This window comes from Micromonospora sicca, assembly GCF_003172935.1.
In the GTDB taxonomy this organism is placed as follows: Bacteria; Actinomycetota; Actinomycetes; order Mycobacteriales; family Micromonosporaceae; genus Micromonospora; species Micromonospora sicca.
Genome location: NZ_QGKS01000212.1, coordinates 1 through 26234 on the forward strand (window position 1 = coordinate 1; position 26234 = coordinate 26234).

General features: G+C 72.2%; 23 protein-coding genes, 1 tRNA gene and 1 pseudogene. 15 read left to right on the plus strand and 10 right to left on the minus strand.

All coding sequences use genetic code 11. From position 1 onward, the window contains the following. Both DKT69_RS39755 and DKT69_RS14150 read right to left on the minus strand, forming a co-directional pair. Positions 1-299: pseudogene (locus tag DKT69_RS39755) on the minus strand (hypothetical protein); the annotation flags it as partial. Between the two features lie 100 nt (positions 300-399). Further along, positions 400-684 (minus strand): hypothetical protein, encoded by a 285-nt coding sequence (locus DKT69_RS14150; protein WP_109802030.1) that lies wholly within the window; start codon positions 682-684, stop codon positions 400-402. Positions 685-1318: 634 nt separating this feature from the next. Between DKT69_RS14150 and DKT69_RS14155 the strand changes: the two genes are divergently transcribed. From DKT69_RS14155 to DKT69_RS14165, 3 genes are all read left to right on the plus strand, one after another. After that, a complete protein-coding gene (locus DKT69_RS14155; RefSeq protein ID WP_109802031.1) occupies positions 1319-2200 on the plus strand; it encodes a helix-turn-helix domain-containing protein in 882 nt (293 codons plus the stop codon). Continuing rightward, positions 2170-2391: a DUF397 domain-containing protein gene (locus tag DKT69_RS14160; protein ID WP_109802032.1), complete on the plus strand. Its 222-nt coding sequence runs from the start codon at positions 2170-2172 to the stop codon at positions 2389-2391. The genes DKT69_RS14155 and DKT69_RS14160 overlap by 31 nt, the downstream gene beginning before the upstream one ends. Before the next feature lie 191 nt (positions 2392-2582). Further along, on the plus strand, positions 2583-2984 hold the full coding sequence (locus DKT69_RS14165; RefSeq protein ID WP_109802033.1) for a hypothetical protein: 402 nt from the start codon (positions 2583-2585) through the stop codon (positions 2982-2984). On the opposite strand, the gene DKT69_RS14170 is transcribed toward DKT69_RS14165, so the two are convergent. After that, positions 2952-3551, minus strand: coding sequence for a hypothetical protein (locus tag DKT69_RS14170; protein WP_109802051.1), 600 nt, complete (start codon positions 3549-3551; stop codon positions 2952-2954). The two genes, DKT69_RS14165 and DKT69_RS14170, sit on opposite strands and share 33 nt — an antisense overlap. A gap of 216 nt (positions 3552-3767) precedes the next feature. Between DKT69_RS14170 and DKT69_RS14175 the strand changes: the two genes are divergently transcribed. Further along, the gene (locus tag DKT69_RS14175) at positions 3768-5777 is read left to right on the plus strand and encodes a S8 family peptidase (protein ID WP_201749663.1); all 2010 of its coding nucleotides are present in this window, start codon (positions 3768-3770) and stop codon (positions 5775-5777) included. A gap of 94 nt (positions 5778-5871) precedes the next feature. On the opposite strand, the gene DKT69_RS14180 is transcribed toward DKT69_RS14175, so the two are convergent. The 3 genes from DKT69_RS14180 to DKT69_RS14190 form a co-directional block, all read right to left on the minus strand. After that, on the minus strand, positions 5872-6678 hold the full coding sequence (locus tag DKT69_RS14180) for a WecB/TagA/CpsF family glycosyltransferase (RefSeq protein WP_109802052.1): 807 nt from the start codon (positions 6676-6678) through the stop codon (positions 5872-5874). Next, positions 6675-7748: an NAD-dependent epimerase/dehydratase family protein gene (locus tag DKT69_RS14185; RefSeq protein WP_109802034.1), complete on the minus strand. Its 1074-nt coding sequence runs from the start codon at positions 7746-7748 to the stop codon at positions 6675-6677. Before DKT69_RS14185 ends, DKT69_RS14180 begins: the two co-directional genes overlap by 4 nt. A gap of 107 nt (positions 7749-7855) precedes the next feature. Continuing rightward, a tRNA-Leu gene (locus DKT69_RS14190) sits at positions 7856-7941 on the minus strand. 237 nt (positions 7942-8178) lie between these two features. On the opposite strand from DKT69_RS14190, the gene DKT69_RS14195 reads away from it, so the two are divergent. Genes DKT69_RS14195 through pknB form a run of 7 tightly spaced genes read left to right on the plus strand, consistent with a single transcriptional unit; the run spans position 8179 to position 17060 of the window. Then, positions 8179-8943, plus strand: coding sequence for an FHA domain-containing protein (locus DKT69_RS14195; protein ID WP_146231080.1), 765 nt, complete (start codon positions 8179-8181; stop codon positions 8941-8943). Positions 8944-8949: 6 nt separating this feature from the next. After that, positions 8950-9435: an FHA domain-containing protein FhaB/FipA gene (locus DKT69_RS14200; RefSeq protein ID WP_088959602.1), complete on the plus strand. Its 486-nt coding sequence runs from the start codon at positions 8950-8952 to the stop codon at positions 9433-9435. After that, on the plus strand, positions 9432-10868 hold the full coding sequence (locus DKT69_RS14205; protein ID WP_109802036.1) for a PP2C family protein-serine/threonine phosphatase: 1437 nt from the start codon (positions 9432-9434) through the stop codon (positions 10866-10868). The genes DKT69_RS14200 and DKT69_RS14205 overlap by 4 nt, the downstream gene beginning before the upstream one ends. Positions 10869-10896: 28 nt before the next feature. Then, positions 10897-12384 (plus strand): FtsW/RodA/SpoVE family cell cycle protein, encoded by a 1488-nt coding sequence (locus tag DKT69_RS14210; protein WP_109802037.1) that lies wholly within the window; start codon positions 10897-10899, stop codon positions 12382-12384. Beyond that, positions 12381-13886 carry a peptidoglycan D,D-transpeptidase FtsI family protein gene (locus DKT69_RS14215; RefSeq protein WP_109802038.1) on the plus strand — a complete coding sequence of 502 codons (1506 nt, stop codon included), beginning with the start codon at positions 12381-12383 and terminating at the stop codon, positions 13884-13886. Before DKT69_RS14210 ends, DKT69_RS14215 begins: the two co-directional genes overlap by 4 nt. Position 13887: 1 nt before the next feature. Continuing rightward, on the plus strand, positions 13888-15264 hold the full coding sequence (locus DKT69_RS14220) for a serine/threonine-protein kinase (RefSeq protein ID WP_109802039.1): 1377 nt from the start codon (positions 13888-13890) through the stop codon (positions 15262-15264). Beyond that, positions 15261-17060 (plus strand): Stk1 family PASTA domain-containing Ser/Thr kinase, encoded by a 1800-nt coding sequence (pknB, locus tag DKT69_RS14225; RefSeq protein WP_109802040.1) that lies wholly within the window; start codon positions 15261-15263, stop codon positions 17058-17060. Before DKT69_RS14220 ends, pknB begins: the two co-directional genes overlap by 4 nt. Positions 17061-17075: 15 nt before the next feature. On the opposite strand, the gene DKT69_RS14230 is transcribed toward pknB, so the two are convergent. Genes DKT69_RS14230 through DKT69_RS14245 form a run of 4 tightly spaced genes read right to left on the minus strand, consistent with a single transcriptional unit; the run spans position 17076 to position 20701 of the window. Next, the gene (locus DKT69_RS14230) at positions 17076-17726 is read right to left on the minus strand and encodes an aminodeoxychorismate/anthranilate synthase component II (RefSeq protein ID WP_109802041.1); all 651 of its coding nucleotides are present in this window, start codon (positions 17724-17726) and stop codon (positions 17076-17078) included. Between the two features lie 4 nt (positions 17727-17730). Beyond that, on the minus strand, positions 17731-18009 hold the full coding sequence (locus DKT69_RS14235) for a hypothetical protein (RefSeq protein WP_109802042.1): 279 nt from the start codon (positions 18007-18009) through the stop codon (positions 17731-17733). A gap of 2 nt (positions 18010-18011) precedes the next feature. Next, positions 18012-19898 carry a class E sortase gene (locus DKT69_RS39760; RefSeq protein WP_236647913.1) on the minus strand — a complete coding sequence of 629 codons (1887 nt, stop codon included), beginning with the start codon at positions 19896-19898 and terminating at the stop codon, positions 18012-18014. Next, positions 19895-20701, minus strand: coding sequence for a DUF881 domain-containing protein (locus DKT69_RS14245; protein ID WP_109802043.1), 807 nt, complete (start codon positions 20699-20701; stop codon positions 19895-19897). Before DKT69_RS14245 ends, DKT69_RS39760 begins: the two co-directional genes overlap by 4 nt. A 230-nt stretch (positions 20702-20931) precedes the next feature. Here DKT69_RS14245 and DKT69_RS14250 point away from each other — a divergent pair, with 230 nt between their 5' ends. The 4 genes from DKT69_RS14250 to DKT69_RS14265 all read left to right on the plus strand — a co-directional run bounded on the left by DKT69_RS14250 (position 20932) and on the right by DKT69_RS14265 (position 26227). Next, positions 20932-21195 (plus strand): cell division protein CrgA, encoded by a 264-nt coding sequence (locus DKT69_RS14250; protein ID WP_109802044.1) that lies wholly within the window; start codon positions 20932-20934, stop codon positions 21193-21195. Between the two features lie 358 nt (positions 21196-21553). Further along, entirely contained in the window at positions 21554-23752 is a 2199-nt protein-coding gene (locus tag DKT69_RS14255; protein WP_109802045.1) for a (Fe-S)-binding protein, read from the plus strand. A 170-nt stretch (positions 23753-23922) separates the two neighbouring features. After that, on the plus strand, positions 23923-25230 hold the full coding sequence (locus DKT69_RS14260; protein ID WP_109802054.1) for a hemolysin family protein: 1308 nt from the start codon (positions 23923-23925) through the stop codon (positions 25228-25230). Further along, positions 25223-26227, plus strand: a complete 1005-nt coding sequence (locus tag DKT69_RS14265; RefSeq protein WP_109802046.1) for a hemolysin family protein — start codon at positions 25223-25225, stop codon at positions 26225-26227. Before DKT69_RS14260 ends, DKT69_RS14265 begins: the two co-directional genes overlap by 8 nt. Positions 26228-26234 lie beyond the last annotated feature (7 nt).

Below are 26234 nucleotides of genomic sequence, written 5' to 3' on the forward strand. Positions count from 1 at the left end.
ACCGCGCCCTCCCCGGCCCGGTCCGCGGGCGCTGGTGGCTGCGCGCCCGGGGATTCACCACCGAATCCGCCGGCCCAGCCGGGCTCGACCGGATCGTCGGGCGGTGCGGTGCCTTCCCCGACCACGGTGATCTCCGGAGCCGGTACGGGCTCGCTGAGCTGCTGGGTGGCGGAGAGGGCGGGGAGGTTGACCGCGACCGCGAGTGCGGTGGCGGTGCCGAGGAGTGCGAAGAGCCCGAAGGCGTAACCGACACGGGACCGGTGGTGCCGCCGCGCGGCGGGCAGATTGACCATGGCCATCCCAGGTTCAGGGTCCGGGACGCGCGGGGTGGAGACTTCGCCGGGGTGGGCATACCGATTCTATGGCGGCGGCACGCCCCCCGACCTGGCAATCGCGGTGTCAGCCCACTCCGACCGGGGTCCGGGCGACCGGTCGCCGGGTGCGTACGGTGTGCGGGCGGGGCGCCGGCGCGGCCTGGAGCTGGCGCAGCCCGGCCGACTGCACGAAGATCGACCGCCGGTTGACCGCGTCCCCCGCCGCGTTCAACTCGTAGCCGTCGAGCCACAGCCAGCCGTCGTACGTCGGCCAGTCGAGCACCCGGATCACCCGGAACAGGATCGGTCGAAGGAACTGGACACTCGCCGCGCGAGTCACGTGCAGTACGTCACCGGAGCGGGGAAGCACATGGGCTCCTGGGAAGGGTCGGCCGGCGGGCGAGCCGGCGGGCGCTGATCGGGGGACAGTTCGGGCCCGGTGACGCAGGTCGTGCCTCGTGGACCGGCTGATCGCTTTTCGGTGCTGGTCGGGCCGTACCCGCGGTGGCGCGCCGCCACCCGACCATCACCCGGCTGCTCCCGGTTACCGCTCCCGCCGCCGCAGCCGTCGGGCGTGCAGCGGCGGGGTCTTCACCCCGGGGCAGGTCTCGTTACGGCAGCTCGGGCCGGCTCACCCCCCACCGACCAGCGACCGGCGGGATCACCACGTCGGGAGATCGAGTGGGGACGGTGAGTAACCCGTGCCATACGGACAGAGTGCATCAGTGACGTGCTTCATGCAAGTTGCACGTCGACTTTTGCCGATACGCGAGCAGGACACGTGAACGACATGCTTGATGACCTCGCTATCGGGACGGCACACTGGACGCCGGTTTCGCCCGTCGCGGCCGGTCGACGACCGGCACCACCCCTGCCGCGAACGATCGCCCGCCGTACCACGGGTCGCGCCCCCGGCGGGGGTCGAGCCGGGCGCGAGCGACCGGAGGTGGCCGGGTGAGCGCGAGGGACCGGGGTTCCCGCACCACGACCCGGGGAGCGACGTCGTGAGCGAGCGGCGCAGCCCCACCATCCGGCGTCGTCGCCTGGGGGCGGAACTGCGCCGCCAGCGAGAGTCCGCCGGCATCACGATCGAGACCGTCGCCGAGCAGCTCGAGTGCTCCGCCTCCAAGATCTCCCGGATCGAGACCGGCCACACCACCGCCACCCCCCGCGACGTCCGGGACATGCTCCGGATCTACGGGGTGGTGGGCGCCGAGAGCGACGAGCTGGTGCAGATCGCCCGGGAGGCCCGCCAGAAGGGCTGGTGGCATCCGTACAGCACGGTGCTGGTCGGGGCGTACGTGGGGCTGGAGGCGGCGGCCAGCTCGATCCGGGCGTACGAGCAGCAGGTGGTGCCGGGCCTGCTGGAGACCGAGGAGTATGCGGGGGCGATGATCCGGGCCGCCCGGCCCGACTTCACCGCCGACCAGGTTCACCAGCGGGTGCGTGTCCGTCTGGGCCGTCAGTCGTTGTTGACCCAGGACGATTCGGTCGATCTGTGGGTGGTGCTCGATGAGGCGGTGCTGAGCCGGCCGGTTGGCGGCGACGCGGTGATGCGTGGCCAGCTCAAACGGCTGGTGGAGGTGGCCGAACTGCCGAACGTGACGTTGCAGGTCCTGCCCTTCGAGGTGGGCGCGCACGCCGGCATGGACGGGACCTTCACGATCCTCAGCTTCCCCGAGCCGAGTGATCCCGATGTCGTGTACGCGGAGAACGCCACGGGTGGGCTCTTCCTGGAGAAGAGCGACGAACTGCAGAAGTACAGCTTCATCTTCGATCACATTCGAGCAGCGGCCATACGCCCGGAGGAATCCATCGCACACATCGCAAAACTGGCAGAGGAGCCACTGTGGAAATGGCGACCAAGGAGTTCCCCGTGGACCTGACGCAGGCGACCTGGTTCAAGAGCTCGAAGAGCGGGCCGAACTGTGACAACTGCGTGGAGGTCGCGTACGTGACCTGGGCGGTCGGCGTCCGGGATTCGAAGGACAAGACCGGTCCCGCCCTGGTCTTCGCCCCGGGTGACTGGCACGCCTTCGTCGCGGGTGCCAGGGACGGTGTGTTCGCCCGGGCCTGACCCGGCGACCCGGACTTGGGAAGCGTGGCCCCGCCCGGCAGCGTCGCCGGGCGGGCCATTCCCGTGTCCACGGATCCGTCCACCGGACGGGGCGGCGCGGGTCACCCGTCGCCACATTCGGTCCGCCTCGTTGAACCGCACGGATCGGCAACACCGCACGGATCGGCAACCGAGCGAGGCAGGCGAGACGGATGACGACGATCGGTTCAGACAACCTCACCAACGGCCCGGGCAAGCCGGAGCGGTTCGGCGGCAAGTACCGCGGCGCCCGCCGGGACACCGTGCTCACCGAGGTGGTCTCCGCCGACAGCGAGGTCGGTGGTCGGGACGGTGCCCCGCCGGAGCAGGCCGGTCCGCCACTGTCCCTGCCGTCGCTGGACCCGAACCCGCTCACCGAGCCGTCGTTCCCGCCGGCCGGTTGGCCGCTGGAGCCCACCGAGTCCCTGGTGGACCACCCGCTGCTGCGCGGCCTGCTGATGGAGCTGCCGCCGAAGGGCAGCGTCCCGCCGCCCGGCTGGCTGGACCGCTGGTTCGAGGCGACCCGGGCGATCCTGGAGCTGCTATACGTGCAGGGGACCGGCCGCTCGCGGTGAGCTGACGGCCACCGGCATCGCCCGTTCGGCGAGCCGGTTGTGCCGCAGCGCATGGCGTACCCCGATCGTGGCGATCCCCAGGACGCCGACGGTGACCGCGGCGCCGGTCGGGCCGGGCCCGGTGAAGAGGTCGAGGCCGGCAGCCGACACCACGGCCGGGACGGTCGCCAGGGCGGTGACCTGCACCGGCAGCCCGATCAGCGGGTGCGCGGCGGCGGCCCGCAGGCCGTGCGGGGCCGGGGTCTCCGGCGCCCGGGCGAACGCCCCGGCGCCGGCCCGCAGCCGCCGGACCCGGCGGACGGTGCAGACCGCGACCAGCAGCGCCGGGACCGCCGCGAGGGCGAGGCGGCCGGCTGCCCGGTCCACCGCCGTGCCGCCCGCGTTCTGCAGGCCGGTGAACAGCACCGCCGCGGTCAGCGCCAGGCCGGTCAGGACCAGAGCGGACACCCATCCGGTACGCCGGCGGAGCGCGCGGGCGCGGTCCAGCCGGGGCAGTCCGTCTGCGACGACGGCGGCGGCCACCCAGACGGCGGCGACCGGGAGCAGCACGGCGAGCTGGTCAGCCATGCCACTAGCCTCGCCGAGCTCGGCGTTCACCGGATCCGGGGCCGGCCCCCGGTTCGGCCCCTACGTCAGCCCGTAGGGGCCATCCCACCGGTGATATGGAAACTTCGACATGTTCCACCTTCCTCCCGTTGACCTAGTCTCAGACTGATCGGTCAGCGTCGATCTGCCTGCCTCGCCGGGCGGACGATCGGGTGCCGGTCGGAGGGAGGTAGGGAGATGGGTCTCCCATACAGGTCCGTACTCGTCGGCGTGACCGCCCTGACGATGCTCGCGGCGGCCAGCCCCGCGCTGGCCGCCGAACCGACCGGCGTCGTCCGGGCCGCCGGTGGCCCCACCGCGGTGGCCGACAGCTACATCGTCGTGTTGAAGGACAGTGCCGTCGCCCCCAGCCGGGTCGCCGACACCGCACGGCGGCTGACCGCCCGGCACGGCGGCAGCGTCGCCCGCACCTGGCGCGCGGCGCTGCGCGGCTTCGAGGTCCGGGTCGGCGCGCCCGCCGCCGCGCGGATCGCCGCCGACCCCGCCGTGGCGTACGTGGAGCAGAACCACACCGTCTCGATCTCCGGCACCCAGACGAACCCGCCGTCCTGGGGTCTGGACCGGATCGACCAGCGCAACCTGCCGCTGAACAGCTCGTACACCTACCCCAACACGGCGAGCAACGTGCGCGCCTACATCATCGACACCGGCGTGCTGTTCGGGCACAACGACTTCGGCGGCCGGGCGGTCTCCGGCTTCGACGCGGTGGACGGCGGCTCGGCCGACGACTGCAACGGCCACGGCACGCACGTCGCGGGCACCGTGGGCGGCTCCTCGTACGGGGTGGCCAAGGGCGTTCAGATCGTCGGCGTCCGGGTGCTCAACTGCCAGGGCAGCGGCACGAACGCCCAGGTGGTGTCCGGCATCGACTGGGTCACCGCGAACGCGGTCAAGCCGGCGGTGGCGAACATGAGCCTCGGCGGCTCCGCCGACAGCTCGATCGACACGGCGGTCAGCAACTCCATCAACTCCGGCATCACCTACGCGGTGGCGGCCGGCAACGGCGACATCCTCGGCAACCGGCAGAACGCCTGCAACTACTCCCCGGCCCGGGTCGCGTCCGCGATCACCGTCGGCGCCACCCAGAACAACGACGCCGCCGCCAGCTTCTCCAACTACGGCACCTGCGTCGACATCCTGGCGCCGGGCGTCAACATCACCTCGGCCTGGTACACCGGCAGCAGCGCGACGAACACGATCAGCGGCACCTCGATGGCGTCGCCGCACGTCGCCGGCGCCGCGGCGCTCGTGCTCTCGGCGAACCCGTCGTGGAGCCCGCAGCAGGTGCGGGACAGCCTGGTCAACAACGCCACCCCGAACGTGGTGACCAACGTGGGCACCGGCACCCCGAACCGGCTGCTCTACGTGGTCAACGGCAGCACACCACCGCCGACCAACGACTTCTCCGTCTCGGTGTCGCCCACCGCCGGATCCACCGCCCCCGGTGGCTCGGTGAGCGCCACCGTCGCCACGGCCACCACCAACGGCTCCGCCCAGTCGGTCAGCCTCTCGGCCAGTGGCCTGCCGGCCGGCGCCACCGCCGCGTTCAACCCGGCCACGGTGACCTCCGGCGGCTCGTCCACCCTCACCATCACCACCTCGGCGAGCACCCCGCCCGGCACGTACGCGGTCACGGTCAGCGGTACGGCGGCCTCGGGCACGAAGACGGCGAGCTACTCCCTCACCGTCACCGGCACCGGTGGCTGCACCGGCGCCGGTCAGAAGCTCGCCAACCCGGGCTTCGAGTCCGGTAACACCGGGTGGACCGCCACCTCCGGGGTGATCGGCCAGTACGGCTCCTCCGGCCAGCCGCCCCGCTCCGGCACCTGGAACGCCTGGCTGGACGGGTACGGGACCTCGCACACCGACACCCTGGCCCAGTCGGTGGCCCTGCCGGCCGGCTGCTCGTCGTACAGCCTGAGCTTCTGGCTGCACATCGACACCGCCGAGACCACCACCGGCACCGCCTACGACACGCTGCGGGTACAGGTGCTCAACAGCAGCGGCTCGGTGCTGGCCACGCTCGCCACCTACTCGAACCTGAACAAGAACACCGGCTACGCGCAGAAGTCGTTCAACCTGGGCGCATACGCCGGCCAGACCATCCAGATCAAGTTCACCGGCGTGGAGGACATCTCCCTGCAGACCTCGTTCGTCCTCGACGACACCGCGCTGAACGTCTCCTGAGCCAACCTTCCCACCGGCGTCCGGCGGTCACCTCCACGGGTGGCCGCCGGGCGTCGTTTCCGGGCCGAGGCCAGCCGGCCGGCCGGTGTCGGGCTCAGACGGCGAAGGTGGGCGGGCGTTCCGTGGCCGGGGGCGGCGGGGTGGCCTTCCACAGGCCGGTCTTCTGGGCCGCCAGGCGGGACAGGTAGGCCGGGTTGAGGATGACGTACCGGCGCCAGAGCCGCTTCGGCTCCAGCCCGAGCCGCCAGACCCACTCCAGCCCGGCGCGCTGCATCCACGGCGGGGGGTTGCGCAGCAGGCCGGCGTGGTAGTCGAAGGCCGCGCCGACCGCCATCAGCGGCATGTCCAGCAGCGGCCGCATGGCGTACGCGAAGACCTCCTGCCGGGGGCAGCCCAGCCCGACCAGGACGAGCCGGGCACCGCTGGCCTTGATCCGGTCGGCGATCTCCACGTCCTCGCCGGGCTGCACCTGACGGAACTTCGACGGCTCGACGCCGGCGATCTTCAGCGCCGGGAACTTCTCCTCCAGCGCGGGGATCAGCCGCGCCAGGGTCTCCTCCGTGGAGCCGTACAGGTAGACCGGCAGCCCCTCGTCGGCGCAGCGGGCGAGCACCCGGAGGGTGAGCTCGGGGCCGTACACCCGGTCGGTGAGGCCCGCGCCGTGCAGCAGGTTCAGCGCCCAGCGGACCGGCTGGCCGTCCGGCGTGACCACGTCGAACGAGTTGAGCCGGGCGTTGTGCGCCGGGTCGAGCACCCCGGTCATCACCCCGTGCACGGCCAGCGCGGTCAGCGCCAGCGGACGGCGCTCCCGCGCCGCGGTGACGACCGCCTCGGTGGCCGTGGCGTAGTCGGTCGCGTCGACGAGCACGCCGAGCACGTTCCGCTTGGTGCCGGTGGTCATGCCTGCGGCACCCACTTGTCCACGTTGGCCTCGTAGATCTCGCGCGCGATCATCGGCACGTCGTAGACCTGCTTCCAGTCCGGGTAGTCGGCCTGGAACGCCTCGTTCGAGCCGATCCACCACTTGTGGTCGCCGATCCGGTTCGCCTCGACGTACTCGCTGATCATCTCCTGGCCGGTGATCTCCTCCGCCAGCGCGAAGACCTCGCGCATGGAGATGTTGGAGTGCCGGCCGCCGCCCAGGTTGTAGACCGCCGCCGAGCGCGGGTTGCGGAAGAACGCCTCGAACGCGGAGACCACGTCCGAGCTGTGGATGGCGTCCCGGACCTGCTTGCCCTGGTAGCCGAAGATCTTGTACGTCCGGCGCTCCATGTTCGCGCGCATCACGTAGCCGAGGAAGCCGTGCAGCTCGGTGGCCGAGTGCGCCGGGCCGGTCAGTGTGCCGCCCCGGAAGCAGGCGGTCTTCATGCCGAAGTAGCGGCCGTACTCCTGGACCATCACGTCGGCGGCGACCTTGGAGGCGCCGAAGACCGAGTGCAGGCAGGCGTCGATCGACATGTCCTCGCGGACGCCCTGGTAGTACGGGTGGTCCTCGGGCAGCTCGTAGCGGGTCTCCAGCTCCATCAGCGGGAGGCTGTTCGGCCGGTCGCCGTAGACCTTGTTGGTCGAGCAGTGGATCACCGGCGTCTCGATGCAGTGCTCGCGGACGGTCTGCAGCACGTTGAGGGTGCCGCCGGCGTTGACGTCGAAGTCGGTGAACGGGTCCCGGACGGCCCAGTCGTGCGACGGCTGCGCGGCGGTGTGGATCACCACGGCGATGTCCCGGCCGTAGCGGGCGAAGAGCTTCGCCAGCGCGTCCCGGTCCCGGATGTCGATGCTGTGGTGCGAGTACGCGGAGCCGAGCTCGTCGGTCAGCCGGCGGACGTTCCAGGCGGTCGACGCCTCGGCGCCGAAGAACTCCTGCCGCATGTCGTTGTCGATGCCGACCACGTCGAGCCCGAGGCCGGCGAAGTGCCGGACCGCCTCCGAGCCGATCAGACCGCCCGAGCCGGTCACCAACGCGACAGTCACACGCCACTCCTGGTCAGTAGGAGGCAGGGAAACCATCGGAGCATAGCGTGACGTCCGGCACGCCCCGATATGACGCGAGGGCCCCGCAAGCTGCGGAGCCCTCGTGATGGTGGGGAAGGGGGGAGTTGAACCCCCACGTCCTTTCGGACACACGGACCTGAACCGTGCGCGTCTGCCATTCCGCCACTTCCCCGTGGCCCGACCTGGAACAACCGTATCCCATCGCGGTCCCCCCACCTGCGGCGGGTGCCGAGACATATTACGCTGTCACCGGTCATCGCCACGAGCGATCACCGTTCGTGGCGGACGAAACTGTAGCACGACCCGTGGGGTCCGTTCGAACGGGCCGCCGGTGGCCGGCCGAGCGGCGTGTGAGCTGCGCGGGCGGTGTCCAGATACCATCATTGCCTCGGGACCCGAGGAGGAGCCGGTGAGCGTGCTGCAACGCTTCGAGAAGCGTCTGGAAGGCCTGGTAGAGGGGGCCTTCGCCAAGGTCTTCAAAGGGGTGGTCCACCCCGTGGAGATCCTCAACGCCATGCAGCGGGAGGCCGAGGCGCACAAGGCGATCCTGGCCGGTGGGCGCACGTTGGTGCCCAACCGCTACGTGATCGATCTCTCGCCGTACGACCACAGCAGGCTGGCGCCGTACGCCGCCGCGCTGGCCCAGGAGTTGGCCCAGTCGCAGGCGGAGTTCATCGGCGAGCAGGCCTGGACGGTCTACGGCGACGTGATCGTCGAGATCGAGCGCGGCGAGGGGCTGGATACCGGCATGTTCCGGGTCACCGCCGAGGTCTACACCGGCGGCGACGTCGCCCCGGTCTCCGCGCCCGCCGGCTACGACGCCGGCCCGCCGGCGTACCCGGCGTACGACCAGGGCGGCGGCTACGGCCCCCCGCCCGGCCAGGGCGGCGGTCGCAACGTGCGGCTGGTCTCCGGCGACGGTCGCACCTACCCGCTCCAGATGGGTTCGACGGTGATCGGCCGCGGCGACCAGGCCAACCTGCGCCTGCCCGACGTCGGGATCTCCCGGCGACACGCCCGGCTGGACTTCGACGGCGGCCAGGTCGTGCTGACCGACCTCGGCTCCACCAACGGCACGATGGTCAACGGCCAGCGCGTCTCCGCCGTCGCCCTCAACCCCGGCGACATGATCCAGCTCGGCACGACCACCCTGACCTTCCGCGTGGACGGCTGACCCGCCTTGCCGGAACTCGTCATCACCGTCGCCCGGTTCGGGTTCCTCATCCTGCTGTGGATCTTCGTGTTCACGGTGGTCGGCGTCATCCGCCGGGACCTCTTCGCCGGGGCCCGATCGGGTCGGTTGGTGGCCGCGCCACGCGCGGTCGGCGCCTCGACCGGTCAGGCCGCGAAGCCGGCGAAGGTGAAGCGGGGCAGGGCCGCGCACCAGCTGGTGGTCACCGCCGGCCAGTTGGCCGGCACCCGGATCACCCTGGGCGAAGCCCAGATCACCATCGGACGGGCCGAGGACTCCACGCTGGTGATCACCGACGACTACGCGTCCGCGCGGCACGCCCGGCTCGTGCCGCGCGAGGGGCAGTGGTTCGTCGAGGATCTCGGCTCGACTAACGGCACCTATCTGGATCGCGCTAAGGTCACCGGACCAACCCCCGTCCCCCTCGGCGTGCCGATCCGGATCGGCCGCACTTCTCTCGAATTACGGCCATGACTCTGACCCTGCGCTATGCGGCCCACAGCGACCGCGGTCTGATCCGAGACGGTAACCAGGATTCCGTCTACGCCGGGCCGCGGCTACTCGCCGTCGCCGACGGCATGGGCGGTATGGCCGCCGGTGACGTCGCCAGCAACATCGTCATCGGTGCCATGGCGCCGCTCGACGAGGACGTCCCAGGGGACGCCCTCGTCGACGCGTTGCGTTCGGCCGTGGGCACCGCCAACCAACAACTCCGCGACACCGTGGACGCCAACCCGCAGCTGGAGGGGATGGGCACCACGCTCACCGCCACCCTCTTCTCGGGCAGCAAGCTCGGCATGGTCCACATCGGTGACTCGCGGGCCTATCTGCTGCGCAACGGCGAGTTCGCGCAGATCACCAAGGACGACACGTACGTCCAGATGCTCGTCGACGAGGGCCGGATCAGCGCGGAGGAGGCGAGCAGCCACCCCCAGCGCTCGCTGCTCACCCGCGCGTTGGACGGCCGCGACATCGACCCGGAGTACAGCGTCCGCCAGGTCCTTCCCGGCGACCGCTACCTGATCTGCAGCGACGGGCTCTCCGGCGTGGTCAGCGCGGACACCATCGGCGACACCATGCGGGAGTACCCCGACCCGCAGCAGTGCGTCGAGCGCCTGGTGCAGCTCGCGCTGCGCGGCGGCGGCCCGGACAACATCACGGTGATCATCGCCGACGCCACCGACCAGGACATCGTCGAGGCCTCCCCGATCGTCGGCGGCGCCGCCGCCCGGGACCGGGGCATGGCCACGTCGGCCGACGTCTCCACCCCGGCGGCCCGCGCCTCGGCGCTGTCCGCCCCGCGCTCGCCGGCCCCAGAGGAGCCGGCGGACAACCGGGACGACGAGCCGGAACGGCGCCGGCACCGCCCGCTGCGCAGCGCGGCGATGCTGCTGGCGCTGCTGGTCATCCTCGGCGGTGGCCTGTTCGCCGGGTGGAGCTACACCCAGCGGCAGTACTACGTCGGCGCCACCGAGCAGGGCCAGCTCGCCGTCTTCCGCGGCGTGCCGGGCCAGATCGCCGGCCTCGACCTGTCCAGCGTGCACTCCACCAGCGGGGCCAAGCTGGACGACCTCACGCTGGCCGCGCAGGAGCAGGTCAAGCAGGGCATCCAGGCCAAGAGCGAGCCGGACGCGCAGCGCCGGCTGGCCGAGCTGACCAGCGACGACCCGGCGAACCCGAACCTCAAGCCGATGTGCCCACCGAGCCCGACGGCGGCCGCGGTCAGCCCGACGGCCGCCGCCGTCAGCCCGACGCCGGCGGTCACCGCCTCCGCGGTCGCCCCGCCCGTCAGCGCCAGCGCCCGGCCGCCGGTCACCCCCACACCCGCGCCGACCACCACTCCCGACGCCGTCCCCTCCGACACCGTCCCGCCGGTCGACCCGGCGGGCTGCCGGTCGCCGGAGTGAGCGTCGGCTCGACACCGAGGACTCATCCGTGACCGCAGCGGCCGTACCGGTAGCCTCGCCCGCCTCGACGGGCGAGCAGCCCGGCGTACGCCTGGCCCGGTCCCGGCGGAACGCCGAGCTGTCGCTGCTGCTGCTCGCCATGGTCCTCGTGGCGGCGTACTCGGCGACGGTCGAGGCGAACGTGCTGGACACGGTCACCCCGGACTTCTGGATGCCGGCCGCCGCGCTGGGGCTGGTCTTCCTCGGTCTGCACCTGGTGATCCGCTGGCTGGCGCCGTTCGCCGACCCGGCGCTGCTGCCGGCGGTCGCCCTGCTCAACGGCATCGGCGTGGGCTTCCTGCGCCGGTACGACCTGGCCAAGGCGGCCCCGGCGGACCGGGAGACGCTGGCGATCTTCGCCGGTACGGGTGGCCGGCAGCTCGCCTGGACACTCGGCGCGGTGATCCTCGCCGCCGGGCTGCTGGCGATCATGCGGGACCACCGGTCGCTCTCCCGGTACGCGTACACCCTGGGCCTGGCCGGCATCGTGCTGGTCATGATCCCGGCGGTGCTGCCGGCCCGGTTCTCCGAGATCAACAACGCCAAGCTGTGGATCCGGATCGGCGGCTTCTCGATCCAGCCCGGTGAGTTCGCCAAGCTCGCCCTGCTCGCCTTCTTCGCGTACTACCTGGTCCGCAAGCGCGAGGTGCTGTCGCTGGCCAGCCGGCGGGTGCTCGGCATCGACTTCCCGCGCGGGCGGGACCTCGGCCCGGTCCTGGTGGTCTGGATCATCAGCCTGCTGGTCCTGGTCTTCGAGAAGGACCTCGGCACCTCGCTGCTCTACTTCGGCATGTTCGTGGTGACGCTCTACATCGCCACTGAACGGGTCAGCTGGCTGCTCATCGGTCTGATCCTCTTCTTCGGCGGCGCCTACCTGGCGTACCTGTTGGGCAGCACGGTCGGCGGCCCGTTCCTCAACTTCTACGACCGGGCGCAGATCTGGCTGGACCCGTTCGCCGAGCCGTACGACCGGGGCTATCAGCTCGTCCAGGGTCTGCTCACCCTCGGCACCGGCGGCCTCTTCGGCGCCGGCCCGGGCGGCGGCCAGCCGACCCTGCTGCCCGAGGTGCAGACCGACTTCATCTTCGCCGGCATCGGCGAGGAGATCGGGCTCTTCGGCCTCTCCGCGCTGCTCGTGGTCTACCTGCTGGTCGTCGAGCGGGGCCTGCGGGCGGCGCTGGCGGTGCGCGACTCCTTCGGCAAGCTGCTGGCCGGCGGTCTCGCCTTCACCCTGGGCCTCCAGGTCTTCGTCATCGTCGGCGGGATCAGCAAGCTCATCCCGCTGACCGGCCAGACCACCCCGTTCCTCTCCGCCGGCGGCTCGTCGCTGATGGCGAACTGGCTGCTCATCGCCGTCCTGCTCCGGGTCTCCGACGGGGCCCGCCGTCCGGTGACCGGCGGCGGCCCGGCGGCCCGCCCGAGCGGCGGTCCGCCCGAGCAGCTGCACGGGGCCCCGACGGAGGTGATCAGGCCGTGAACGCACCCCTGCGCCGCGTCGGTGTGGTCGTCATGATCCTCTTCGGCCTGCTCTTCGCGAACCTCAACTGGATCCAGGCGTACAAGGCCGATGAGTACCGCAACAGCGACTACAACGGCCGGGTCCAGGTGGCCGAGTACGAGCGCAAGCGCGGCAACATCGAGGTCGGCGGCACCGCGTACGCGCTCAGCAAGGAGACCGGCGGCAAGCTGAGGTTCCTGCGCACCTACCCGGGTGGGGAGACGTACGCGCACGTGCTCGGCTACAAGCCGGTCAACCTCGCGGAGACCGGCATCGAGCGCACCGAGAACGACTTCCTCGCCGGCACCAGCGACCAGCTGATCGCCAACCGGGTGAAGGACATGTTCACCGGGGAGGAGACCGGTGGCGGCAACGTGCTGCTCACCCTCTCCAAGCGGGCCCAGGACACGGCGTTCAAGCAGCTCCAGGACAACCAGGTGGGGGCGAAGCGGGGCGCGGCCATCGCGATCGACCCGCGGACCGGGGCGGTGCAGGCGCTGGTCTCCATGCCGAGCTTCGACCCCAACCCGCTGGCCAACCACGACACCAACGAGGCGTCGGCGGCGTACAACAGGCTGGAGAAGGACCCGGAACGCCCGCTGGCCAACCGGGCGCTGTCGGAGACGCTGCCGCCCGGCTCGACCTTCAAGGTCGTGGTGGCCGCCGCCGCGCTGGAGAGCGGGATCGCCCAGCAGACCCAGATCCCGGCCGGGCGGAGCTGGACTCCGCCGACGTCGGGCAAGCCGATCCGCAACGCCGCGGAGTCGATCTGCCCCGAGCCCCAGGTGACCCTCAAGGAGGCGGTCACCGAGTCCTGCAACACCGGCTTCGCCCAGCTCGGCGTGAAGCTCGGCGCCGACAAGCTCAAGGAGAAGGCCCGCCAGTTCGGCTTCGAGCAGGAGGACCTGACCGTCGGGCAGCTCGGCGAGGGCGGCCTCGGGGTGGCGGCCAGCCGGACCGGTGACATGGAGGCTCCCGGCGGAGCCACCGACCCGGCCGCCCTGGCCCAGTCCTCCATCGGCCAGCGGGACGTGCGGATGACCCCCCTCCAGGGCGCGCTGATCGCCGCCTCGGTCGCCAACGGCGGCAGCCAGATGCGGCCGTATCTGGTCAAGCAGCTGCTCGCCCCGGACCGCACCACCAGCTACTACACCGCGAAGCCGCGGGAGCTGCGCCGGCCGGTGAGCGGCCAGGTCGCCGGCGACCTGCGGGACATGATGGAGAGCGTGGTCAAGAACGGCACCGGCCGGAAGGCCGCCATCGACGGCTACACCGTCGGCGGCAAGACCGGTACCGCCCAGTCCGGGCCGAACACGCCCGACCACGGCTGGTTCATCGGCTTCGCGCTGGACAAGAACGGCACCCCGGTCTCCGCGGTCTGCGTGGAGCTGGAGCAGGCCGGCAGCGGCGGCAGCGCCGAGGCGGCCCGGATCGCCGGCAGGATCATGCAGGCGGCGATCGCCGACTCCGGGGGCCGCTGACATGCTCAGCCCCGGCGTCCAGCTCGGCAACCGCTACCGCCTCGACGAGCGGATCGCCAGCGGTGGCATGGGCGACGTCTGGCGTGGCACCGACCAGGTGCTGGGCCGTACGGTCGCGGTGAAGAGCCTGCTCCCGGCGCTGCTCGACGAGCCCGGCTTCGCCGAGCGGTTCCGCGGCGAAGCACGCACCATGGCCACCATCAACCACCCGGGCGTGGTCGACGTCTACGACTTCGGCAGCGACCAGCACATCGCCTTCCTGGTGATGGAGTACGTCGAGGGCGACGCCCTCTCCGCCACGCTGAGCCGGGTCGGCCGGCTCACCCCGGCCCGGACGATGGCCCTGTTGGCGCAGGCCGCCGACGCGCTGCACGCCGCGCACGAGAAGGGCATCGTGCACCGCGACGTGAAGCCCGGCAACCTGCTGGTCCGGCCGAACGGCACGCTGGTGCTCACCGACTTCGGCATCGCCCGTTCCGACCTGGTCGGCCAGCTCACCGCGGCCGGCTCGGTGCTCGGCACGGCCTCCTACATCTCGCCCGAGCAGGCCACCGGCGCGGTCGCCACTCCCGCCTCCGACGTGTACGCGCTCGGCGTGGTCGCGTACCAGTGCCTCGCCGGTCGGCGTCCCTTCGAGGGGGACAACCCGCTCGAAATCGCCGTGAAGCACGTGCAAGAGCCGCCGCGACCCCTGCCCAACGACATCCCGCCGCAGGTCAAGGCGATCGTGGAGCGGGCCCTGGCGAAGGACCCGGCGGCCCGCTGGCCGAGCGCCGCCGCGCTGGCCGGCGTCGCCCGCCAGGCCAAGCTGGCGCTGTCGCAGCAGGCGCGTACCGGCGCCCACCCGGGTCCGATCTCCGGCGTACCCGCGTCGCCGGCCGCGCCGTCGGCCCGCGCCCAGGTCCCCACCGCGTCCCGGCAGCAGCCCGGTCCGTCCGCGGTCGCGCCGCGCCCGCCGCTCGCGTCCCGGCCGACGGCGGCGGCACCCGCGCCCCGGCCGCCGGTGGCGTCGCCGGTCGCCCCGCGTGGGGCGTCGTCGGTGCCGCCGCCCCGCCAGCACAATCCCCTGGGGTACGCCCGGCCGCCGGTCGCCCCGGCTCCGCCGCTGCCGGCCCCCCGCCGGTCCCGGACCGGCCTGTGGTGGGCCGCCATCCTGGTGGCCGCGCTGGTCCTGCTCTGCTCCGGCGTGATTTCCTACAACTTCCGGAAGAGCGCGGCGTCCGGTGACACCGGGGCGCTCGCTCCGGTGAGCGTGACCTCCGGCGCGGTGCGGGCCCACGGAGCCGACGATCCGGGCCGGACGTCGTACCGTCGTGGGGTACGGCTCCAGCCCGGTGGCGGCGAGACGACGACGAGCGAAGGACGAGAGACGCGATGACAGCGCAGGCCCGCCTGCTCGGTGGCAGGTACCAGGTCGGCGAGCTGCTCGGCTACGGCGGCATGGCGGAGGTGCACCGCGGTCGCGATCTCCGGCTCGGTCGGGATGTCGCGATCAAGATGCTCCGGGCCGACCTCGCCCGGGACGCCACCTTCCAGATGCGGTTCCGGCGGGAGGCGCAGAACGCCGCTTCGCTGAACCACCCGGCCATCGTCGCCGTGTACGACACCGGCGAGGAGACCGCCCCGACCGGTGAGACGCTGCCGTTCATCGTGATGGAGTTCGTCAACGGACGGACCCTCAAGGAGGTCCTCGGCGTCGAGGGGCGGCTCCAGCCGCGCCGGGCGCTGGAGATCTGCGCGGACATGTGCGCGGCGCTGGAGTTCAGCCACCGGCACGGCATCATCCACCGGGACATCAAGCCGGGCAACGTGATGCTCACCCAGACCGGCCAGGTCAAGGTGATGGACTTCGGCATCGCCCGGGCGCTGGCCAGCGGCGCCACCACGATGACCCAGACCAGCGCGGTCATCGGCACCGCGCAGTACCTCTCGCCGGAGCAGGCGCGCGGCGAGGCCGTCGACGCCCGCTCCGATGTGTACGCCGCCGGCTGCGTGCTGTTCGAACTGCTCTGCGGGCACCCGCCGTTCGTCGGGGACAGCCCGGTAAGCGTGGCGTACCAGCACGTCCGGGAGGCGCCGCCGACGCCGAGCGACATCAACCCCGACGTCAACCCGGCGGTCGACGCGATCGTGCTCAAGGCGCTGTCGAAGAACCCGCTCAACCGCTACCAGAGCGCCGGCGAGATGCGGGCCGACCTGTTGCGGGCGGCGGCCGGCCGGCCGGTGCTGGCCACTCCGGTGCTGCGCGAGGACGAGACCGCCCCGATGGCCCCGGCCGCCGGTGCGGGTTACCAGACCCAGGTGATGGGGCCGCAGACCCGGCAGGTCCCGGCCCGCGTCGGCGACCCGGGCAAGCGCAAGAGCTCCTCCTGGGTGATCGCCACCTTCGCGGCGCTCGGCGTGCTCGCCGTGATCGCCGTGGTCGCCGCCCTGCTGCTGAACCATCGCGGCAACGAAAAGGTGGCCGTGCCGGACCTCAAGGGCAAGGCGGAGGCCGTCGCCCGGGCCCAGATCCAGCAGGCGGGGCTCATTCCGCAGCCCGGTGATCCGATTGCCGGCACGGACTGCACGAAGGGCACGGTGGTCCAACAGGACCCGGCCGCCGGCACGCCGCTGGAACAGAACCGCCAGGTGACCTACCAGCTGTGCGGCGGCCCGCAGCAGGTCGCCATTCCGCCCGTGGTGGGCAACCGGCTCGACAACGTCAAGCAGCAGCTGGCGGCCCTGAACCTCACCGTCGATGAGCAGTACGTCGACAGCGGTGAGGCGAAGGACACGGTCATCGACGTCGAACCCAAGGCGGGTACCAAGGTCCCCGAGGGCAGCACCGTCAAGGTGAAGGTCTCTCGGGGCAACGTAGCCGAGGTGCCGAACGTCGTCGGCTTCCCGAAGGACCAGGCGGTCAGGACGCTGAAGGACGCCGGTTACGAGGTGCGGGTGCTAGACGGCGACGAGGTGGCACCGGATCAGGCAGGGAAGGTCGGCAGGCAGAGCCCCGACGCCAGGAAAGAGCTGGCGAAGGGAAAGCGGGTCACCATCTACGTCGACTTCGCGCCGCCCGAGCCCACCGTTACCCCGACCAGCCCGACCCCCAGCGGCACGCCGACCACGCCGGGTAGCGGTGGAGGCTGGCCGTTGCCCACCACCCGGCCACCCGGAGCGGCCACTCAGTAACGGTGAGCTGGCCGGTCAGGCGGCGGCGAAGGCGGCCCGGCGGCGGGCCTCCACCTCGGCGGCCAGCTCCGGAGCCCGCTCCAGCGCTTCCGGATGGCCGCAGACGGCCAGCCAGTTCGCCAGCATGAGGTGCCCGCCCTCGGTCAGCACCGACTCGGGGTGGAACTGGACCCCCTCGATCGGCAGCGTCCGGTGCCGCATCGCCATCACCACGCCGGACTCCGTCCGGCCGGTGACCTCAAGCTCCTCGGGAAGCGTCTCCGGCAGTACGGCCAGCGAGTGGTACCGGGTCGCGGTGAACGGGTCCGGCAGCCCGGCGAGCACGCCGACCCCGGAGTGGCGTACCTCGGAGGTCTTGCCGTGCAGCAGCTCGGGCGCCCGGGTGACGGTCGCGCCGAACGCCTCGCCGATGGCCTGGTGACCGAGGCAGACGCCGAAGAGGGGCAGCTTGCCGGCGTACTCCCGGATGACGTCCAGGCAGATGCCGGCGCGATCGGGGCTGCCCGGCCCCGGGGAGAGCAGGACGCCGCCTGCGCCCACCCGGCCGACCTCGGCGACGTCGAGCTCGTCGTTGCGCTTGACCTCGCAGTCCACGCCGAGCTGGCCGAGGTACTGCACCAGGTTGAAGACGAACGAGTCGTAGTTGTCGATCACCAGGACGCGCATCGGCTCACCTGCTCGTGGTGGGGGGCGGGGCGTTGTTCGTTTCGGTGCTGTACGGCAGTTCCTCATCCGTGGGCGCGCTGCTGGGCACGGTGAGGTCGCCCTCCTGGCCCCCGGTGTCGCCGGAGTCCTGGGTGACCTGGACGTCGTCGAAGGGGAGCAGCGGCTCCGCCCACGGGAAGACCACGAACCAGAGCAGCGCCACCGTCGCGGCGGTGAGCAGCAGCGAGCCGACCAGCTTGCCGGCCAGCCCGAACGGGAGCTTGCGCCAGATCCACGCGTACATCGTCAGCCTCCCAGCTCGGCCGGGGGACCGGCCGACTTGGCCTGGGCGTGGTCCAGCCGGGCGTGGATGATCAGGCGCTGGTAGTTGTCGAACTTGGGGTTGCAGGTGGTCAGGGTGAGCAGCTTCTCGGTCGGCTTGGCGTCCGGCTTCATCGGCACCGGCGCCACCACCTCGACCTGGTACGGCTTTACGATGTGGCTCTGGTAGACCTTGTAGATGAACCACTCGGTCTTGCCCTCGACCACGATGTTGTCGCCGGTGTTCAGCTCGTCCAGCCGCCAGAAGGTGGCCCGGATGCGGTGCCCCGCCACCGCGAAGTTGCCCACCTCGCCGGGGAGCGCGCTCTTCGGGTAGTGGCCCGGCGCGTACCGGATGTCGTCGGGGGTGACCCCCTCGACCACGACCCAGTGCTTGTCGAACTTGGGGATGTAGAGGCCGGCGATCGGCTTGCCCTCCACCGGCGGCGCCGGCTTCTTGCTGGGCCCGGTCGTAGGCCCGACGGTCGGGTCGGGCGCCCACTCCTGGGCCAGCTCGCTGGTCAGGTCGTTCTGGTGGGCGTCGACGATGACCGACTTGCCCCAGATCTCGTAGCCGGCGAAGAGCAGCACCACCAGGCCGAAGGTGATCAGCACCTCGCCGGTCAGCCGGACGCCGGACCGCAGCCGGGACGCGAAGGAGGGCCGGGTCAGCTCGGAGTAGACGCTCTTGTAGCCCTCGCCGGTCTGCTCGGGACGGAGTCGTACGACCCGTTCGCCCCGGCGCGGGCGCGGCGGCTCGGCCGCGGTGTCGGCCTCGCCAGCGGCTGCGTCGCCGGTGTCCGGGACAGGCGGTACGGCACCCATCAGCGCGGTCGAATCCAGGCCCGGGTGGCGGACCGGCCGGCCGGTGACGGCCGGGATCACGGCGGTCGCGGCCGGATCCACGGGACCCCCCACACCGGCCCCCGGCCGGTTCGGGTCGCCGTCGACCATCCCGGAATGGGCGTCGGCGGGCGTTCCGCGACGGGGCGCGCCTCCGGTCCGTCCGGCGCTTCCGCTGCCGGATGTGCCGCCGTCCCGGGGGGCGGCCGGTCGGCTCTCCGGCCGGGCGCCCACGGTGGGGATGATCGCGGTCGGCGCGTCGCCGACGGTCGCCGGACGTACGCCCGGCGTGGTGGGGCGGTCCGTGAGCGGCCGGGCGGCGGGCTCGTCGGCGGTCCGGCCACCCGCGGCGCGGGCCGGCGGCGCCTCGGCGGGGCCGGTACCCCCGACGCGGCCACCGGCAGCAACACCGGGGTCGGGCGGCCGGCGGTCCGGCTGGTCGACGAACGGGCCCACGGCGCTGCGCAGCACCGGTCCGCTCGGACGGCTCGTCGGCGGCCCGGCCGGCCCGTGTTCGGCCTGCTTCGCCGGGTGGCGCGGGGCCTGGTCGGCCGGGTGTGGCGCGAGCTGGTCCGCCGGGTGTCGCGCCACCTGGGCGGCCGGCGGGGCGGTGGGAATCCGGCGTCCGGGCTCGTCGGCTGGACGGTGCGGGGCCTGGTTGGTGGCCACCTGCCAGGCGGGCGGCTCCGGCCGCGGTGGCTCGTGCGCGGCCGGTCGCTGCGGGGCGGCCGGCGCCGGCGGACTGGCCTGGGCGTTTCCGGGCCAGGCCGGTGGCGGGGAACGGTACGGGTTGGCCGGGCCGGCGGGGGCGTCGGTCGGGCCCGCGGTGTCCGGCCGGCGCACCGGCGCGGGGGCGGCCGCGGATGGACCGGGCGACGGGGAGCGGTTCCCGGTCGGCTCCGGCCAGGGCAGGTCGAGTGCGGGCCGGGGCGGGGCCGGACGGTCGACCCTGGGGACGAACGCGGTCGGGTCCTCGCTCTGGTCGCGGTGGCGCCCGTCCTGCCCCGGGGGGCGGCCGTCCTGGGTCACCGGGGCACCTTCGCGGACCGGAGGGCGGTCGAGTCCTCGAACGCCGGCACGGTCACCGTGGACACGTGCTCGGAGTAGCCGAGCTGGTAGTGGTCGACCGCTTCCCTGAACAACCGGACTCCCTCGGACGCGGCGAGGGCCTGCTGGAGGGCAGCGGGATCGCCGATCGCAACGATCTTGAACGGAGGGGAGTACACCCGGCCGTGCAGCAGCAGGGTGTTACCGACGCAGCGTACCGCGCTGGTGCTGAGCACGCGGACATTCATGATTGACATGGCCTCGGCTCCGCCCGCCCAGAGCGCGTTCACGACCGCCTGGACGTCGCCCTGGTGGACGACCAGGTCGTCGTTGCTGGCACCTTTGGGCAGCGCCTGGTCGTTGCGCCGGCGCGCGTCGTCCAGCTCGATGGTGACCCCGCTGCCGGTGAGCGCGGTGAACCCGGCGGCCTGCCGGCTGGCGGCGGCCCGGTCCCGCTGGGCCTTGATCGGGCCGTCGGTGTCGGCGAGGGCGGCGGTCTGGCTCTCCACCTCGGCGCGCAGCCGGGCGGCGCGCTGCTCGCTTGTCTCGACCTGCTCGCGCCGGTCCTCGATCAGCTGGGTGAGCTGGGGGCGCCGGTCCTCCCGCAGCGCGGTGCCGCCGGCCGTGGTCGCGGTGGTGGTGAAGAGCAGTCCCGCCGCGGCGGCGATCAACGGCACCCCGACCGCCCAGCCCGGTCGTCGCTGCCGTGGGCGTCGCGGCAGCAGGCCGGCGGCGGCTCGCCGGAGGACCTTCTGCCAGGAGGCGGCGCCGGACGTGTACTCCACCGGGCGTTTCCTTCCCCGTCGTCTCGGGCCGGCCCGGGAGGGGCGGACCGCTCTGCTCGACCCGAAAAGTCCCACCCTTTTCGGTCACTCCGCGCACCGGCCTGACCCCATTCGTGGCCTGGACGGTCCGTCGGGACTACGCTAGCTGTCGAACATTATTGGCCATGGACCGTCGCCCCCGCGCCCGGTTGTCAGGCCGGACGAGGTCGTCACCCCCTCTGGAGAGCGTCGTGCCCAAGTCTCAGGTCCGCAAGAAGAAGGTGTACACCCCGCCGACGGACGTGCGTCCGACGGCGACGGCGGCGACGCGCAAGCCTAGCCCGATCTGGCTGCCGATCACCGCCGTCGCGTTGATCGTCGCCGGGATCGGCTGGCTGGTCGTGTACTACCTCTCCGAGCAGGCGTACCCGGTCATGTCGTGGGGTTACTGGAACCTCGCGGTGGGCTTCGGCGCGATGGTCGCCTCGCTGATCCTGCTCTCCCGCTGGCGCTGACCCGCTCGAAGTCCGGCCCGGTTCCCCGTCCCGGGGGCCGGGCCGTCGACCTGTGGTGCGCCGGGTCGGCCGGCCCCGACCGGCGCCTCGGCGACGGAGGTAGGTCACGCCAGCACGCCCCTGTCCGGCGCGCGCCGGCCGGTCCACCTAAGGTGTCGGCAGGGCGGCGTGGCCGGATGCGAGATGACTCACGTTACTGCTGGGTAACCTTGCGCGTAGGCTGCACTGCATGACCGAGCGGAGCGAGGTCATCGACCGGTCGGGTCGGGGCAGCGGGAGCGGCGCAACGCCACCCGCGCCGTGAGCCGTCCCCGGTCGCCGAGCCGCTCGACAGGCAGCAGACCGGGAGGCCAACTCGATGGGCAGCGTCCAGATCGTCGCCACGATCCTCGCGGCCGCCATCACCGCCGTGGCGGTGGGGCTTGCGGTACGCGCGGTCATGAAGATGGTGGCAGTCATCCGGCTGGGTCAACCGGCGCCGGAGCGGTTCACCGACAAGGGCGCCCGCACGAAGACCATGCTGGTGGAGACCGCCGGTCACACCCGCATGCTGAAGTGGAGCGTGGTGGGCGCCGCGCACTGGTTCGTGATGGTCGGGTTCATCGTGCTGTCGCTGCTGGTGCTCGAGGCGTACTTCGAGGTGGTCACGCCGGGCGGCGGGCTGCCGATCATCGGGCACTGGACGATCTTCGCCCTGGCCACCGAGTTGATCGGCATCCTCGGCCTGGTCGGCATCGTGGTGCTGATGGCGATCCGGCTGCGCAACCGGCCCAACCGGCCCGGCAACCGGTCCCGGTTCACCGGCTCGACCATGTGGCAGGGCTACTTCGTCGAGTGGGTCGTGCTGCTGGTCCTGATCTTCGGCTTCGTGATCCGGGGCTTCAAGGTCGCCACCGACCACTTCGAGTACCCGGTCTGGGCCACCCCGCTCAGCCACGCCGTCGGCGCCGCGCTGCCGGCCTGGACGGCCGGCGTCAGCGTCGCCGCCCTCATCAAGATCGTCATCTCGATGACCTGGCTCATCGTCATCTCGCTGAACGTCACCATGGGTGTCGCCTGGCACCGCTTCCTGGCGTTCCCCAACATCTTCTTCAAGCGCGAGCCGGCCAAGCCCGCCGGCTCCGGCCTCGGCGCCCTGCGACCGATGATGAGCGAGGGCAAGCCGCTCGACTTCGAGGAGGCCGACCCGGAGTCCGACCAGTTCGGCGTCGCCCAGGTCGAGCAGTTCAGCTGGAAGGGCCTGCTCGACTTCAGCACCTGCACCGAATGCGGCCGCTGCCAGTCGCAGTGCCCGGCCTGGAACACCGGCAAGCCGCTGTCGCCGAAGCTGCTGGTGCTCAGCCTGCGCGACCACGCGTACGCCAAGGCGCCGTACCTGCTGGCCGGTGGCGGCAAGGACCTGACCGGCGAGGAGAAGGCCACCGCCGCGCAGCTCGCCCACATGGACGTGCTGGCGCTGGCCGAGGCCGACCGCCCGCTGATCGGCACCGCCGAGGAGGGCGGCGTCATCGACCCGGACGTGCTCTGGTCCTGCACCACCTGTGGCGCCTGTGTCGAGCAGTGCCCGGTGGACATCGAGCACGTCGACCACATCGTCGACATGCGTCGCTACCAGGTGCTGATCGAGTCGAGCTTCCCGTCGGAGGCCGGCGTGATGCTGCGCAACCTGGAGAACAAGGGCAACCCGTGGGGCGCCCCACAGCACACCCGCGAGGACTGGACCAAGGGCCTCGACTTCGAGGTGCCGCGGGTCGGCGAGGTCGACGACTTCGAGTACCTGTTCTGGGTCGGCTGCGCCGGCGCGTTCGAGGACCGGGCCAAGAAGACCACCCGGGCGGTCGCGACGCTGCTCAACGAGGCGGGCGTGAAGTTCGCGATCCTGGGCGAGGGCGAGACCTGCTCCGGTGACCCGGCCCGCCGGATCGGCAACGAGTTCGTCTTCCAGATGCTCGCCCAGCAGAACGTCGAGACCCTGAACGAGGCGTTCGAGGGCCGGGAGAAGGCCAAGCGCAAGATCGTGGCCACCTGCCCGCACTGCTTCAACACCCTCGGCAACGAGTACGGCCAGCTCGGCGGCGAGTTCGAGGTCGTGCACCACACCCAGCTGCTGGCCCACCTGGTCAGCACGGGCAAGCTCACCCCGGTGCAGCCGGTCGACGGCGGCGTGACCTACCACGACCCCTGCTACCTGGGCCGGCACAACCGGGTCTTCGCCGCCCCGCGCGAGGTCCTCGGCGACGCCATCCAGGGCGAACTCACCGAGATGCCGCGCAACAGCGAGCGCTCCTTCTGCTGCGGCGCCGGCGGCGCCCGGATGTGGATGGAGGAGAAGATCGGCAAGCGGATCAACGTGGACCGGGTCGAGGAGGCCATGGCCACCGGGGCGAAGACCGTCGCCGTCGGCTGCCCGTTCTGCTCGACCATGCTCAACGACGGGGTCAACGGCAAGGGCGCCGGCGAGCAGGTCGAGGTCATCGACGTCGCCAGCGTGCTGCTCCGCTCGGTCAAGCCGGAAGCCGCGCCGGGCGAGAAGAAGACCGCGCCGGTCGCCGGCTGAGGTCGTACCCCCGGCACAACCGGACGCACGACGGCGGTGGCACCCCCGAGGTGCCACCGCCGTCGTCGTGGGTGGGGAGGCGCCCGCCACCCCCGGCCGGCGTGAACTCGTGCCCCGGGTCGGCCCGTGGAACAATCGCGCTCATCGACAGCCTGTTGCTCGGCACGCTGTTGCCCCTGGTCGGCTTCGTGCTGCTGACCGCCGGCAACGCGTTCTTCGTCGCGGCCGAATTCGCCCTGGTCACGGTCGACCGCGCCGAGATCGACCGGCGGGCGGCCGGCGGCGACGCGCGGGCCGTCACCGTACGTACGGCGCTGCGCGAACTCTCCTTCCAGCTCTCCGGCGCCCAGCTCGGCATCACGATCACCGCGCTGCTCACCGGCTACCTGGCCGAGCCGGCGCTGGCCCGGCTCGTCGCCCCGCTGCTGCGGCCCGTCGGCGGCGCCGACCGGTTCAGCCCGCTGCTCGCCCTGGCGCTGGCGACGCTGATCTCGATGCTCTTCGGCGAGCTGGTGCCGAAGAACCTGGCGCTGGCCCGGCCGATGCCGGCCGCGCTGGCCACCGCCGCGCCGATGCGCGGCTTCGCCCGGACGTTCGGCTGGCTGATCCGGGCGCTGAACAACTCCGCCAACCGGCTGGTCCGCCAGCTCGGCGTGGAGCCGCAGGAGGAGTTGGCCAGCGCCCGGTCGCCCGAGGAACTGGGACTGCTCGCGGCGATCTCCGCCCGGGCCGGCGCGCTGCCGCCGGACACCGCGATGCTGCTGCGCCGGACCATCCGGTTCGGCGACAAGCGGGCCGCCGAGGCGATGACGCCCCGGGTCGACGTGATCGCGTTGCGGGCCACCGCCACGGTGGCCGAGCTGCTGAGCCTCTCCCAGCAGACCGGGCGGACCAGGTTCCCGGTCTTCGAGGAGACGCTGGACCTGGTCACCGGCGTGGCCGGGGTGCCGGACGCGCTCGGCGTGCCGCTGGACCGCCGGGCGTCCACGACCGTCGCCGCGGTCGCCCGGGAACCGGTGTACGTCCCGGAGAGCCTGGACCTGGACGCCGTCCTCGCCGCGCTGAAGGGCGCCGGCGCCGACCTGGCCATCGTGGTCGACGAGTACGGCGGCACGGACGGCGTGGTGACCGTGGAGGACCTGGTCGAGGAGCTGGTCGGGGAGATCGCCGACGAGTTCGACCCGGACGCGGTGCACGACCTCGGGCCGGCCGAGCTGACCGTGCCGGGGGGCGAGCGGACCGTCCTGGTGGACGGTGTGCTGCGCGAGGACGAGCTGGCCGAGCAGACCGGCTTCCGGCTGCCCGAGGGCCCGTACGAGACCCTGGCGGGCTTCCTGATGGCCCGGCTCGGCCACATCCCGGTGCCGGGCGAGACGATCGAGGAGGGCGGGTACGAGTTCACCGTGGTCGAGGTCGAGCGGCACCGGATCGAGCAGGTCCGGGTGCTCCGCCCGGAGGAGCCCGACGACGATGACTGAGCTGCTGATCGCCGTGCTGCTGCTGCTCGGCAACGCCTTCTTCGTGGGCGGCGAGTTCGCGCTGATCGCGTCCCGTCGTACGGTGCTCGAGCCGCTCGCCGCCAGCTCGAAGCGCGCCCGATGGGCGCTGTCCGCGATGAACCAGATCCCGCTGATGATCGCGGGGGCGCAGCTCGGGATCACCATCTGCTCGCTGGGGCTGGGCGCGATCGCGGAGCCGGCGCTGGCGCACCTGCTGGAGTTGCCGTTCGAGGCGCTCGGGCTGCCCGCCGGCGCGGTGCACCCGGTGGCGTTCGTGATCGCCCTCGGGATCGTGGTCTTCCTGCACACCGTGGTCGGCGAGATGGTGCCGAAGAACATCACCCTGGCCGGGCCGGAGCCGTCGGCGCTGTGGCTGGGGCCGGCGATGCTGGCGTTCTGCGTGGCCACCAAGCCGCTGCTGCTGGCGATGAAGTGGTCGGCCCGGCAGGTGCTGCGGCTGTGGCGGGTCGAGGCGACCGACGCGGTGAAGACGGTGTTCACGGCGGAGGAGCTGGCCGGGCTGGTCTCCCAGGCGCGTACCGAGGGGCTGCTCGATGCGGAGGAGCACGCCCGGATCACCGGCGCGCTCGCCCTGCACAGCCGGACGGCGGCGGACGCGTTGCAGCCGTGGTCGACGGTGACCACGGTGGCCGAGGACGTCTCACCCGCCTCGCTGGAGGTGCTGGCCACCCGCACCGGCCGGTCCCGCTTCCCGGTGGTCCAGCGGTCCACCCGCCGGGTGCTCGGCTTCGTGCACGTAAAGGACGTGCTGGGGTACGCCGGCGCGCGTCGGCGCGAGCCGGTGCCGGCGGAGGTCTACCGGCCGCTGGCCGTGGTGCCGCCGGACCGTACGCTGGCCGACCTGCTGCTGTCGATGCGGCGCGAGCGGCGACACATGGTGCTGGTGAGCGACGGCCGCCGGCCGCTCGGTGTGGTGACCCTCGACGACGTATTGACGGCCATCGTTGGCAAGTAAATGAATA